Raw genomic sequence first — 13037 nt, 5'->3', positions numbered from 1 at the left:
GCGCGGCTAGCGGTCGCGGCGCGCGAGCGTGTCGGCGAGCCGCTCGAGCTCGAGCACGGCCGAGCGCGACAGCCGACCCTCGTGCAGCGCCTCGAGCGCCTCGCCGACGGCGCGGTCGATCATGGTCTCCAGCCGCTCCGGTGCCTGCGAGCGCTGGATCGCGTCCTGCAGGATCGCGATCTGCCGCTCGTCGAGGTCGCGGTCGCCCAGCAGCTCGTCGAGCATCGTGCGCACCCCGGAGGAGAGGCGCTGCCGCGCGATCTCGATCAGCACGGTGCGCTTGCCCTCCCGCAGGTCGTCGCCGGCGGGCTTGCCGGTGACCTCGGGATCGCCGAAGACGCCCAGCAGGTCGTCGCGCATCTGGAACGCGACGCCGACCGGCAGCCCGTAGCCGGCGAGCGCCTCGAGCTGGCCCTCGTCCGCGCCGCCGAGCAGTGCGCCGAGCGTCAGCGGCGCCTCCACCGAGTACTTGGCCGACTTGTAGATCGCGACGGTGTGCGCGCGTTCGAGCAGCGCACCCGGCTCCTGCCGGATCCATGCCGCCTCCTCGAGCACGTCGAGGTACTGCCCGAAGGTGACCTCCTCGCGCATCCGCCGATAGGCGTCGTGCACCGCGTCGCCGTTCGCGGTGGCGCGGGTGGCGCCGAGCATCCGGTCGTCGGCCCAGTTGAGCAGCAGGTCGCCGACGAGCACCGCGGCGTGCTCGCCCCAGGGGGCGGCGTCGCCGACCCACTGGCCCTCGCGGTGCATCGCCTCGAGCGAGCGGTGCATCGCCGGCCTGCCCCTGCGGGTGTCGGACTGGTCGATGATGTCGTCGTGGACGAGCGCCGCCGCGTGGAAGAGCTCCATCGCCGTCGCGACACCGACGGCGTCGGCCCAGCCCTGGTCCTGCTCGGTGCCCGCCGTGCGGGCCGCGTCCGGCCGCGCGGCCGTGACGGCGTGCCAGCCCCACAGCACGAAGGCGCTGCGCACGCGCTTGCCGCCGGAGACCATCTCCCGCACGAGCCGCAGCAGCGGCGCGGCGTCGGGGGAGATGTCGACGAGCGCCTGCTCGCGCGCATCCAGGTAGTCGTGGATCGAGGCCTCGACGGCCTGGGCGAAGCGCTGCTGTGCTGACACAAGACACATGCTATTGACAGCCGGAGTGCATAGACTGTCGTCGGCACCGGTCGAACGTGAAGGGGGTGCGAGATGGGCCTCTCCGAGCACGAGCAGCGACTGCTCGACGAGATGGAGCGCAATCTCTACAAGCACGAGGCTGACATCGTCAGCACGTCAGCCGGTCCGCGCACCGTCGACTACACGAAGGTGGCCGTCGGGCTCCTCGGTGTCGTCGTCGGCTTGGTGCTCATCGTCGTGGGCGTGAGCATGAAGCTCGCGATCATCGGCGTCGCCGGGTTCGCCGTGGCCGTGCTCGGCGCGCTCTGGGCGCTGTCGGCATCGCGGCCCGCCACGGGCGACGAGGCTGCCGCCGCGCGCGGCGCCACGAAGGGGCCGACCGCGACGAAGCAGGGGCCGAGCCTGATGGATCGCCTCTCGCAGGAGTGGGACGACCGCAACCAGCAGCGCTAGGCGGCGCTCCACTCCGCTCCACACGAAGGACCGACCCGCGAGGGTCGGTCCTTCTTCGTGGTCGGGGGGCGATGCGTCGAGCCGCCCGCTCGGCGGCGCCGCGCTCCGCGCTCGCTGCTGCCTGCGCTGTCCCTCCACCTCCCTCCACGGGCCCGCCCGAGCGGCCGGTGCGGCAGCGGTGAGCGGCTCCACGGCGCCGGCGACCGCCGGCGGCTCTCTGTGCGCTCGCGGCAGCGCTGAAGTCCTCCACCGCGACATCCCATGTGAATCCTGGGAACACGCCGCTGCTGATCGCACATTCTCGGGAATAGTGGCGCGTTGTGGAGTACTGTGGAGGGAATCGGCAGACGCCGGTGGATCTCGCAGGCCGGACGAGAGGGGGCGACGTGTTCCTCGGCACGCACACCCCCAAGCTCGACGACAAGGGCCGCGTGATCCTGCCCGCCCGCTTCCGCCAGGAGCTCGAGGGCGGCCTCGTCCTCACCCGCGGCCAGGAGCGGTGCATCTACGTCTTCTCGGTGCGGGAGTTCGAGCGCGTGCACGAGCAGATCCGCCAGGCGCCGCTCACCTCAGCCGGCGCGCGCGACTTCCTGCGCCTGTTCCTCTCCGGCGCCTCGAGCGAGCAGCCCGACAGCCAGCACCGCGTGACCATCCCGGCCAACCTCCGCGACTACGCGGGCCTCGGCCGCGAGCTCACCGTCATCGGCGCCGGCACCCGCGCCGAGATCTGGGACACCTCGGCGTGGAACGAGTACTACGCGGCCAAGGAGGCCGACTTCGCGAGCACGACGGAGGAGGTGATCCCCGGCATCTTCTGACCCGGCTCGTGACCCTCAGCTGGGCGCCGCGACACACCTTCCCCGGTGTCGCGTCGCGCGGATGGGGATCAGGGGCCGGGACGGAGCAGGGAGACGACATGGACGCATCCGAACTGCACACCCCCGTCATGCTCGAGCGCACGCTCGAGCTGCTCGCGCCGGCCATCGAGGCGGCCGCGGCCGCCGGCCGTGCGCCCGTCGTGGTCGACGGCACGCTCGGCATGGGCGGCCACACCGAGGCGATGCTCGCTGCGCACCCGACCCTCGTGGTCGCCGGCATCGATCGCGATCCTGACGCCATCCGCCTCGCGGGCGAGCGCCTGGCGCGATTCGGCGACCGCTTCCTGCCGGTCCAGACCACCTACGACCGCATCGACCTGGCAGTCGAGGCCGCCGGGGCGCAGCAGGCCGACGGCATCCTGCTCGACCTGGGCGTCTCCAGCCTGCAGCTGGATGCCGCAGACCGCGGCTTCGCCTACGCCAAGGACGCCCCGCTCGACATGCGCATGGGCCAGGCGGGCGACGTGACCGCCGCGACGATCATCGCCGAGCGCAGCGATCGCGAGCTCTCCCGGCTGTTCCGCGTCTACGGCGACGAGAAGCTCGCCGACCGCTACGCCCGCGCCATCGTGGCGGCGCGCGCCGCATCGCCGATCGAGACCTCGGCGCAGCTGGTCGAGATCCTGCAGGCGGCGACGCCGCGCGCGCTCATGAACCAGGGCCACCCGGCGAAGCGCGTCTTCCAGGCGCTGCGCATCGAGGTCAACCAGGAGCTCGCGATCCTGGAGCGCACCATGCCCGCCGCGATCGAGGCGCTCGCGCTCGGCGGGCGCCTCGTGGTGCTCGCGTACCAGTCGCTCGAGGATCGCATCGTGAAGCGTGCGCTGCAGGCCGCGGCGAGCTCCACCTCACCCCGCGACCTGCCGGTCGAGCTGCCGGAGCACGCCCCGCACCTGCGACTGCTCGTCCGGGGCGCGGAGCTCGCGGACGAGGCCGAGCGCGCTCGCAACCCGCGGTCGGCGCCCGTGCGCCTGCGCGCGGCCGAGCGGATCCGCCCCACCGACACCACCCGTTCGCAGACCCACTCGACCAAGGGGGAGCAGCCATGAGCGCCGTTGCCATCGCACGCATCCACTCGCAGCCGGAGCCTCAGGAGACCGCTGGGCCGCAGCAGGAGACGGGGCTCGACCGCCACCTGCGGGCACTGCCGACGCCGAGCGTGCGCCGTGCGCCCCGCCTCGTGCACGGCGCGCTCGCGCTCGCGGGCCTCGCCGGCATCGTCGTCGCCCAGCTCGGCCTGACGGTCGTCATCAGCGAGGGCGCCTACCGGCTGTCGGCGCTGCAGGGCGAGTCGAGCTCGCTCGCGCGCAGCGAGCAGGCGCTCGCCGAGGACGTCGCGGTGCTCGGATCGCCGCAGCACGTGGCGGTCGCCGCCGACGAGCTCGGCATGCTGGCCGGGCAGCCCTCGCAGTTCCTGACGCTCTCGGGCACCGCCACCGCGGGGGGTCCGGATGCGCTGCACATGCAGGTGCCCGCGCTCGACCAGCACGGGATGTACGTCCCGAACGCGCTGCTCGAGTCGCAGCCGCAGGCCGCGGCTGTCGTGCACGAGGTGGCGGAGGCGGCCATCCGCCCGCACCCCGGCATGCTGCTGCCGCCGGGCGAGGGCGCCGCCGCTCCCGCGGCGACGACCGAGGCCGACGCCGCTCCGCCCGCGGCGGCGCCGGAGGCCGAGCAGCCCACGCCCGGCACCCTGCTGCCCGCGACTGCGGGGGAGTGAGGGCGTGGCGGCGCGGGGGACGCCGACGCCGTCGGTAGCGTGCGAGGTGGTCGCAGCGACCGGACCCGTCGGGGCCCGCACCGCTGCGGTCGACGCAGGTGAGGCTCGCTCGCGCGGGTCCGAGAGGCGGAGGTGACGGTGGCGATCAAGCCCAAGCGGGCGCACACGAAGGTGCGCACCACGGTCGTGGCGATCCTGACCTTCGCGCTGCTGGCGACGTTCGTCGTGCGGCTGGCCGACATCCAGGTCGTGCGCGCGGAGGCGCTGAACGCCGAGGCCGACGGGCGGCGGGGCGTCTCGCAGACGCTCTTCGGTGCCCGAGGGCCGATCGTCGACGCGACCGGCGCCGTGCTCGCCGAGAGCGTCGATCGATGGGATCTCACGGTCTCGCCGCAGTACGTGCTCGACCCCCGGCCGAACGACGCCGGCGAGGTCGTCGGGCTGCGCGTCGCGGACGCGCTCATGCAGCTCGCGGCCATCACCGGCGACGACCCGCACGACCTGCAGGCGCGCATCCACGCAGAGCTCGAGCGCAACCCGGACTCCGACTACCTGCTGCTCTCGAGCGGGCTCGACGCCCGGCAGTACGAGGCAGTGCGGCAGCTCGGCATCTCCTGGGTCTACCTGCGCCTGCACCCGCAGCGCGTCTACCCAGCCGGGGCGGTCGCGGGCAACCTCGTGGGCTTCACCGGTCAGAGCGAGCCCCTCGCGGGCGTCGAGCGCAGCCACGACGCTTGCCTCGCGGCGCGATCCGGCGTGCGCACCTTCGACCGCTCGGCGGACGGCACGCCGATCCCCGGCTCGGTGGTCACCGACCCGGCGGTCGACGGCGGCACCGTGCAGCTCACGATCGACGCCGACCTGCAGTACCAGGTGCAGCAGCTGACCGCGCAGTACACCGCGCAGCTGCAGGCGCGCAGCGGCACCACGGTCGTGATGCGCACCGACGGCACCGTCGCGGCCGTCGCCGAGTCGCCCACCGTCGATCCCAACGAGCCCACCGCATCCCGATCGCAGGATCGCGGCTCGCGCGCCTTCACCGCCGCCTACGAGCCCGGGTCGATCTGGAAGACCTTCGCCTTCGCCACGATGCTCGAGCTCGACCTGATCGAGACCGACGACGAGCTGAGCGTGCCGTGGGTGTACGAGGCGGCGGGCGCGCGGGTGCGGGATGCCCACTCGCACGGCGTCGAGCAGTGGACGGCGGCCGGCGTGCTCGTGAACTCCTCGAACTCCGGCATGTCGCGGCTCGCGGAGGACCTCGACCGGGTCGAGCTCTACGACGCCTTCGAGCGCTTCGGCTTCGGCGAGCCCACCGCCGTCGGCTTCGCGGGCGAGCAGCGCGGCGTGCTGCACGACCCGAGGACGATCGACCCGCAGACGCAGCTGACCTCGCTGTTCGGCCAGGGCCTCTCGGCGACGCCCATCCAGCTCGCCTCCGGCTACCAGGCGCTCGCGAACGACGGCGTGCACCTGCCGGTGCGCCTCATCGAGAGCTGCACCACGCCCGATGGCGAGGTGGTGGAGCCCGAGATGCCCGCGGGCGAGCGCGCCGTGACGGCTGAGACCGCGCAGGAGACGCTGGAGGTGCTCGAGCACGTCGTGACCGACTACGGCTACGACACGTTCCCGATCGAGGGCTACCGCATCGCCGCGAAGACCGGCACGGCGCAGATGGCCTTCGAGAACGGCTCTGGCTACGACCCGAGCCGCATGATGATCTCGGTCGCGGGCGTGTTCCCCGTCGACGACCCCGAGTTCGTGGTCGTCACGCTGTTCGACAGCCCGCAGACCAACCGCACCAGCGGTGGGGCCATCCCGGCCTTCCACGATATGGTGAACCTCCTGATCCGCCAGTACGACATCCCTCCCAGCACGACGCCGGCGTCCGACATCCCGCTGGAGTGGCAGGCGGAGCAGCCCTAGGCCGGAGGCGGTCGGCGGGTGCCGCCGACGGCGCCGAGCGGCGGCGGCCCCGCACTCCCATACACACACTTCACAGGCCCGGACGGGCCGACAGACACCCTGAGGAGACGATGTCCGTGGCGGGCGTGACCCCGAGGATCCTGCGACCGGAGCACCCTGCACCGCGACCGCTCGCCGGCCTCGTCGACGAGTTCGACCTCGACCTCGACATCGACCTCGATGGCGTCGAGGTCTCCGGCATCACCAACGACTCCTCGGACGTGCAGCCCGGCGACCTGTTCGCGGCGCTGCCGGGCGCGCGCCGCCACGGGGCGGAGTTCGCCGCGGCCGCCGTCGAGCGGGGCGCGGTCGCCGTCGTCACCGATGCGGCCGGCGCTGCGCTGCTCGGCACCGCCGTGCCGGCGCTCGTGATCGAGGACCCGCGCGCGGCGCTGGGAGAGATCGCCGCGTGGGTGTACCGCACGGGCGAGCACCCTCCGAAGCTCTTCGGCATCACCGGCACGAACGGCAAGACCTCCACCGCGTTCATGCTGGAGGGGCTGCTGGCCGACCTCGGCTTCGTCACCGGCCTCTCGACGACGGCGGAGCGCCACGTCGGCGACCTCGTCGTCACCTCGAAGCTCACCACCCCCGAGGCGAGCGAGCTGCACGCGCTGCTCGCCCGCATGCAGGAGGCCGGCGTGCGCGCGGCCGTGCTCGAGGTGAGCGCGCAGGCCATCGAGCGCCACCGCGTCGACGGTGTGCTCTTCGACGTCGTGGCCTTCACGAACCTCAGCCACGACCACCTCGACGACTACGGCACGATGGAGGCGTACTTCGACGTCAAGCTCGAGCTGTTCACACCGGACCGCGCGGTGCGCGGCGTGGTGTGCGTCGACACCGACTGGGGCTCGCGCGTCGCCGAGCGCAGCCGCATCCCCGTCACCACCGTCACGAGCGACCCCGACCGGCAGGCCGACTGGCACGTCGACATCTGGGAGGAGACGCCCGTGTCCACGTCGTTCACGCTGACGGGCATCGACGGCGGCGCGATCGAGGTGCAGATCCCCTTCATCGGTCGGCACATGGCGGTCGACGCGGCCATCGCCATCCTCATGCTCGTGGAGGACGGCTTCGAGATCGAGGGCGTCGCGGAGGCGATCGATCGCGGCATGCGGCCGACGCTGCCCGGCCGCATCGAGCGCGTCTCGGGCGACGAGGGACCGGCGGTCTTCGTCGACTACGGCCACAGCCCCGACGCCTTCGAGCAGACCCTCGTCGCGCTGCGCCGCGTCACCCGGGGCCGGCTCATCATGGTCTTCGGCGCGGACGGCGACCGTGACGCGACCAAGCGCGCCGACATGGGTCGCATCGCGGCCGAGCTCGCCGATGTCGTGGTCGTCACCGACTTCAACCCGCGCTCCGAGGATGCTGCGAGCATCCGCGCCCAGGTGCTCGCCGGTGCGCGCGCCGCTGCCGGCGACAAGCCGGTGCTGGAGGCCTCGCCCGAGGAGGCCGCGATCCGCCTCGCGATCGAGCAGGCGGGGCCGGGCGACACCGTGCTGTGGGCCGGGCCCGGCGATGCCGACTACCGCGACGTCGCGGGGGTGCGCGAGCCCTTCGTCGCGCGCGACGAGGCCAGGCACGCCCTCCGCGAAGCAGGCTGGGCGACGGACGCGGACAAGCGCCGCGAGAGCGACGCGCGGTGATGCGCGCGACGGGCCGGGCACCGCAGACGGGCGGTGCCTGATGCTGCGGCTGCGCGCGAGCGAGATCGCGCAGGCCGTGGGCGGTGAGCTGCGCGGCGACGACGTGCTCGTGACGGGCGCCGTGGAGACCGACTCGCGGCTCGTGGCGCCAGGAGGCGTGTTCTTCGCCATGCCCGGCGAGGAGACCGACGGCCATCGGTTCATCGACGCGGCGGTGGCGAGCGGTGCCGCGCTCGTCGTCGCTGAGCGCCCGCTCGAGCAGCCCATCCCGCACGTCGTGGTCGACCGGGGCGTCGTCGCGCTCGGCGCGCTGGCCGCGGAGGTGATCCGTCGCGTGCGCGAGGCAGGCGCGCTGACCGTCATCGGGGTGACCGGCTCGAACGGCAAGACCACGACCAAGAACATGCTGCAGGCGATCCTCGAGCAGCACGGTCCCACCGTCACGCCCGTGAAGTCCTTCAACAACGAGGTCGGCGCCCCCATGACGATGCTGCGCATCGACGCGTCGACGCGCTACCTCGTGCTCGAGATGGGGGCGAGCGTCGAGGGCGACATCGCGCGCCTCACGGCCATGTCGCATCCCGACATCGGCGTCGTGCTGAAGGTGGGGCTGGCCCACGCGGGCGAGTTCGGCGGCATCGAGACCACCACGCGCGCCAAGACGGAGATGGTCAGCGACCTGGCCGCCGACGGGATCGCGGTGCTCAACCGGGACGACGAGCGGGTGCGCGGCATGGCCGCGGCGACCGGCGCGAGCGTGCGCTGGTTCGGCACGGAGCCGGGGCCCCTCGACGACCCCTCCACGCTCTGGGCCGACGGCATCGACTCGACCCTCGAGGGCACCGTCGCCGTCATCCATCGCGGCGAGGAGGCGCTGCCGCTGCGCATGCGCATCCTCGGCGAGCACCACGTCATGAACGCGCTCGCCGCGCTCGCCGTCGCAGACGCGCTCGGCGTGCCGCTCGCGCCCGCCATCGACGCGCTCGCCACCATGGAGCGCGCCGAGCGCGGGCGCATGGAGATCCTCGAGCCGGGCGGCGGCATCACGGTCATCAACGACGCGTACAACGCCAGCCCCGACTCGACCGCGGCCGCGCTGCGCTCGCTCGCCCACATGACGCGCCAGGCCTCGCGGCGCTCGATCGCCGTCCTGGGCGAGATGGCAGAGCTCGGCCCGCACGCGGTCGAGGAGCACGACCGGCTCGGACGCCTCGCCGTGCGGGTGCGCATCGACCGGCTGGTCGTCGTCGGCCCCGGCGCCCGGGCGATCCACGACGCGGCAGAGCTCGAGTCGTCGTTCGGTCAGCACACCACCTGGGTGGCGACCGCCGAGGAGGCGGAGGCGCTGCTGCGCAGCGAGCTCGCCGAGGGCGACGTCGTGCTGTTCAAGTCGTCCAACGTGTCGGGCCTCCAAGCCCTCGCAGAGCGGATCGGGGGCCTCTGATGCTCGTGCTGCTGGCATCGGCGGGCATCGGCCTGCTCGTCTCCCTGATCGGCACGCCGCTGTTCGCGCGCCTCTTCTCCCGCATCGGCTGGGGGCAGTTCATCCGCGACGACGGCCCGCAGTCGCACCACGTCAAGCGCGGCACGCCGACCATGGGCGGCATCGTCTTCATCGTGGCGACGGTCCTGGGCTACTTCGGCGGCAAGCTGCTCGGCCAGGACCCGCCCACGATGCCCGCGCTGCTCATCCTGCTGCTCATGGTGGGCATGGGCGCCGTCGGCTTCATCGACGACTTCCTCAAGATCTCCAACCAGCGCTCGCTCGGCCTCGGCGGCTGGGCGAAGGTCGCCGGTCAGGTCGTCGTCTCCGTGCTGTTCGGCGTGCTCGCGATCACGGTGCCGGTCGGCACCGGCGGCCAGCCGGTCGTCGACGCGGTGATCTCCGGCGTGCGCGACATCCCCTGGCTCGACCTGACCGCGTGGGGCGCGATGGGCGGCATCGTCTTCGTGCTCTGGATCCTGCTCATGAACGTGTCGGCGTCGAACGCCGTGAACGTCACCGACGGCCTCGACGGGCTCGCGACGGGCTCCGTCATCCTCTCGGCGACGGGCTTCGCCTTCATCGCCTTCTGGCAGTTCAACCAGTCGTGCTTCTCGGCCGATCCCGGCGCCGGCTGCTACGACGTCGCGCAGCCGCTCGACGTCGCGACGGTCGCAGCGACCCTCGTCGGTGCGCTCGTCGGCTTCCTCTGGTGGAACACCACGCCCGCGCAGATCTTCATGGGCGACGTCGGCTCGCTCTCGCTCGGGGGCGCGCTCGCCGGCTTCGCGATCATGACCGATACGCACCTGCTGCTGCTGCTCATCGCCGGCCTGCCGATCATCGTCACGGGCTCCGTCATCGTGCAGCGCGCCTACTTCAAGATGACGGGCGGGAAGCGCATCTTCCTCATGACCCCGCTGCACCACCACTTCGAGCTGAAGGGCTGGGCCGAGGTCACGATCGTGGTGCGCTTCTGGATCCTGGGCGGGCTCTTCGTCGCGGCCGGCATCGGGCTGTTCTACTTCGAGTGGGCGCTGCAGGGATGATGCGCGACCTCGACGCGCTCACCTCCTGGCACAGCGACTGGGCCGGTCTCGAGGTCGCCGTCCTCGGCCTCGGCGTCACCGGCTTCTCCGTCGCCGACACGCTCGCCGAGCTCCGCGCATCCGTCACCGTCGTCGCCGAGCGCGTCGACGAGGAGCGCCGCACGATCCTCGGCGTGCTCGGAGTGCCCATCGTCGAGGCCGGCGCCGACGAGCTGCCGGCCGCGATCGCCGAGGCAGAGGTCGTCGTCGCCTCGCCCGGGCTCCGGCCCGACCACCCGTGGCTGGTCGCTGCCGCCGAGCGCGGCATCGCCGTCTGGGGCGACATCGAGCTGGCCTGGCGCGTGCGCGACAAGGTGCGGGCGGCCGAGTGGATCCTCATCACGGGGACGAACGGCAAGACCACGACCAGCCAGCTCACCGCGCACATGCTGCGCGAGACGGGCCTGCGCGTCGCTCCCGTCGGCAACATCGGCACGCCGGTGCTCGACGCGGTGCGCGACCCGGGCGGCTTCGACGCGCTCGTCGTCGAGCTCTCGAGCTTCCAGCTGCACGCGCTGCCGGCGACGGGCGCGGGCGCGCTCTGGCCCCACTCCGCCGCCGTGCTGAACGTCGACGACGACCACCTCGACTGGCACGGATCGGCGGACGCCTACCGCGCGGCGAAGGCGAAGGCGTACGGCAACGCACGCGTCGCGGCGGTCTACAACGTCGAGGACCCTGCGACGATGCGCATGGTGGAGGAGGCCGAGGTCGTGGAGGGCTGCCGGGCGATCGGCTTCGGCCTCGGCATCCCCGGACCGAGCGACCTCGGCATGGTCGAGGACGTGCTGGTCGACCGCGCCTTCCTCGACGAGCGGCGCGCGCAGGCGCTGGAGCTCGCGAGCCTGGCCGACCTGGAGCCGGCCGGTCTGCGCTCGCCGCACATGGCGCGCAACGTGCTCGCCGCCGCGGCACTCGCGCGCGCGCTCGGCGCCGAACCGGTGCACGTGCGCGACGCGATCCGCTCCTTCCGCCTCGACCGCCACCGCACCGAGCTCGTGGCCGAGCAGGGCGGCGTGCGCTTCGTCGACGACTCGAAGGCGACGAACCCGCACGCGGCAGAGGGCAGCCTGAGCGCCTTCGACCGCGTCGTGTGGATCGTCGGCGGCCTCTTCAAGGGCGCAGACCTCGCGCCGCTCGTCGAGCGCCACGCGAAGCGCATCGTCGCGGCGGTCGCGATCGGCGTGGATCGGGCGCCCGTGCGCGAGGCGTTCGCGCGACACGCGCCCGGCATCCCGCTCGTGGAGGTCGACACGGCAGACACTGGCTCCGTGATGCGCGTCGCCGTCGAGGCGGCCGCAGCGCACGCCGCGCCGGGCGTGACGGTCCTGCTGGCGCCGGCGGCAGCATCGATGGACCAGTTCAAGGACTACGCGGAGCGCGGCGATCGGTTCGCCGAGGCGGTGCTCGCACGCGAAGAGCAGGGGAGGGGCGCCCATGGCGACGACGACGGCACCCCGAGCCGCGACCGCGACTGACGAGCGCGCGAGCCGCGGGGAGCGGGTCGGCAGGCGCGCGCTCATCCGCGTGCGCTCGATCTTCGGCGCGCCGACGCTGAACGCCGCGCTGCTGCTGGGCACCACGATGTTCCTGACGATCTTTGGCCTCGTGATGGTGCTCTCCTCCTCGTCGGTGGAGAGCTACGTCGCGAGCGACTCCTTCTTCACCGCCTTCGTCAAGCAGGCGGCCTTCGCCGCCATCGGCGTCGTGCTGATGCTGATCGCCGCTCGGATGCCGGCGACGATCTGGCAGCGCTTGGCGTGGATGGGCATCATGCTCGGCATCGTCCTGCAGGTGCTCGTGTTCACCCCGCTCGGCTTCGGCGCCGGCGGCAACCGCAACTGGATCGGCTTCGGCGGCTTCTCGATGCAGCCCTCCGAGTTCGTGAAGGTCGCGCTGTGCGTGTGGCTCGCGATGATCATGACGCGCAAGCAGCGGCACATCGGCAGCTTCTGGCAGGCGTGGATCCCGGCCGGCCCCGTCGCGGCGCTCTCGATCGGCCTCGTGCTGCTGGGCAGCGACCTCGGCACCGTCGTCATCATGGTGATGCTCTCCTTCGGCGCCCTCTGGTTCGCAGGGGTTCGCTGGTGGCACCTGCTGCTGCCGGTGCTGGGGCTGGCTGTGCTCGCGGTGCCGGTCGTGCTGGCGAGCCCCTCGCGCGTGACCCGCATCACGTCGTTCCTGCAGGGCTGCACCGACGCCGACTACTACGACGGATGCTGGCAGCAGCTGCACGGCACGTGGGCGCTGTCGGCGGGCGGGCTGTTCGGCGTCGGCCTCGGCAACTCGCGCGCGAAGTGGTCGTGGCTGCCGGAGGCCGACAACGACTACATCTTCGCGATCATCGGCGAGGAGCTGGGGTTGCTCGGCGCCATCGTGGTGCTCGCCCTCTTCGCGCTGCTCGCGTGGACGATGCTGCGGATCGTCCGGCAGGCGAAGCAGCAGATGACGCGGGTCGTCACGGGCGCTGCCGTCGTCTGGCTCGCGGGGCAGGCGATCGTGAACATCGGCGTGGTGCTCGGCCTGCTGCCCGTGCTCGGGGTGCCGCTGCCCTTCATCTCCTCCGGCGGCTCGCAGCTCATCGCCGCGCTGCTCGTCATCGGCGTCGTCCTCTCCCTCGAGCGGGTCGACAACCCCAGGGCCCGCGGCGAGGAGCCCCGGCTCGCAGCGGCGAGGGGCTGA

Annotated in this window: 11 protein-coding genes; 10 read left to right on the top strand and 1 reads right to left on the bottom strand. The window is 72.7% G+C overall.

The window, feature by feature from the left end; all coding sequences use genetic code 11:
* Nucleotides 1-6: 6 nt before the first annotated feature.
* On the bottom strand, nt 7-1119 hold the full coding sequence (locus AA0Z99_RS06525) for a polyprenyl synthetase family protein (RefSeq protein WP_413320594.1): 1113 nt from the start codon (nt 1117-1119) through the stop codon (nt 7-9).
* A gap of 72 nt (nt 1120-1191) precedes the next feature.
* Between AA0Z99_RS06525 and AA0Z99_RS06520 the strand changes: the two genes are divergently transcribed.
* The 10 genes from AA0Z99_RS06520 to ftsW all read left to right on the top strand — a co-directional run bounded on the left by AA0Z99_RS06520 (nt 1192) and on the right by ftsW (nt 13037).
* Complete coding sequence (locus AA0Z99_RS06520; RefSeq protein ID WP_413320592.1) at nt 1192-1572, top strand: DUF3040 domain-containing protein; 381 nt, start codon at nt 1192-1194, stop codon at nt 1570-1572.
* A 386-nt stretch (nt 1573-1958) separates the two neighbouring features.
* Nucleotides 1959-2390 carry a division/cell wall cluster transcriptional repressor MraZ gene (gene mraZ, locus AA0Z99_RS06515; RefSeq protein WP_413320590.1) on the top strand — a complete coding sequence of 144 codons (432 nt, stop codon included), beginning with the start codon at nt 1959-1961 and terminating at the stop codon, nt 2388-2390.
* Between the two features lie 98 nt (nt 2391-2488).
* The gene (gene rsmH / locus AA0Z99_RS06510) at nt 2489-3499 is read left to right on the top strand and encodes a 16S rRNA (cytosine(1402)-N(4))-methyltransferase RsmH (protein WP_413320588.1); all 1011 of its coding nucleotides are present in this window, start codon (nt 2489-2491) and stop codon (nt 3497-3499) included.
* Nucleotides 3496-4170, top strand: a complete 675-nt coding sequence (locus tag AA0Z99_RS06505; protein WP_413320586.1) for a hypothetical protein — start codon at nt 3496-3498, stop codon at nt 4168-4170. The genes rsmH and AA0Z99_RS06505 overlap by 4 nt, the downstream gene beginning before the upstream one ends.
* 138 nt (nt 4171-4308) lie before the next feature.
* Nucleotides 4309-6096: a peptidoglycan D,D-transpeptidase FtsI family protein gene (locus tag AA0Z99_RS06500; RefSeq protein ID WP_413320584.1), complete on the top strand. Its 1788-nt coding sequence runs from the start codon at nt 4309-4311 to the stop codon at nt 6094-6096.
* A 110-nt stretch (nt 6097-6206) separates the two neighbouring features.
* Entirely contained in the window at nt 6207-7784 is a 1578-nt protein-coding gene (locus AA0Z99_RS06495) for a Mur ligase family protein (RefSeq protein ID WP_413320582.1), read from the top strand.
* A gap of 40 nt (nt 7785-7824) precedes the next feature.
* Nucleotides 7825-9228, top strand: coding sequence for a UDP-N-acetylmuramoyl-tripeptide--D-alanyl-D-alanine ligase (locus AA0Z99_RS06490; RefSeq protein WP_413320580.1), 1404 nt, complete (start codon nt 7825-7827; stop codon nt 9226-9228).
* Nucleotides 9228-10316 carry a phospho-N-acetylmuramoyl-pentapeptide-transferase gene (mraY, locus tag AA0Z99_RS06485; protein ID WP_413320578.1) on the top strand — a complete coding sequence of 363 codons (1089 nt, stop codon included), beginning with the start codon at nt 9228-9230 and terminating at the stop codon, nt 10314-10316. Before AA0Z99_RS06490 ends, mraY begins: the two co-directional genes overlap by 1 nt.
* Entirely contained in the window at nt 10313-11833 is a 1521-nt protein-coding gene (gene murD, locus AA0Z99_RS06480; protein WP_413320576.1) for a UDP-N-acetylmuramoyl-L-alanine--D-glutamate ligase, read from the top strand. The genes mraY and murD overlap by 4 nt, the downstream gene beginning before the upstream one ends.
* Complete coding sequence (gene ftsW, locus AA0Z99_RS06475) at nt 11793-13037, top strand: putative lipid II flippase FtsW (RefSeq protein ID WP_413320574.1); 1245 nt, start codon at nt 11793-11795, stop codon at nt 13035-13037. The genes murD and ftsW overlap by 41 nt, the downstream gene beginning before the upstream one ends.

The organism is Agrococcus phoenicis, from assembly GCF_047302415.1.
In the GTDB taxonomy this organism is placed as follows: Bacteria; Actinomycetota; Actinomycetes; order Actinomycetales; family Microbacteriaceae; genus Agrococcus.
Note: the sequence above shows the minus strand (reverse complement) of the source record. Positions and strands in the feature narration are given on the sequence as shown.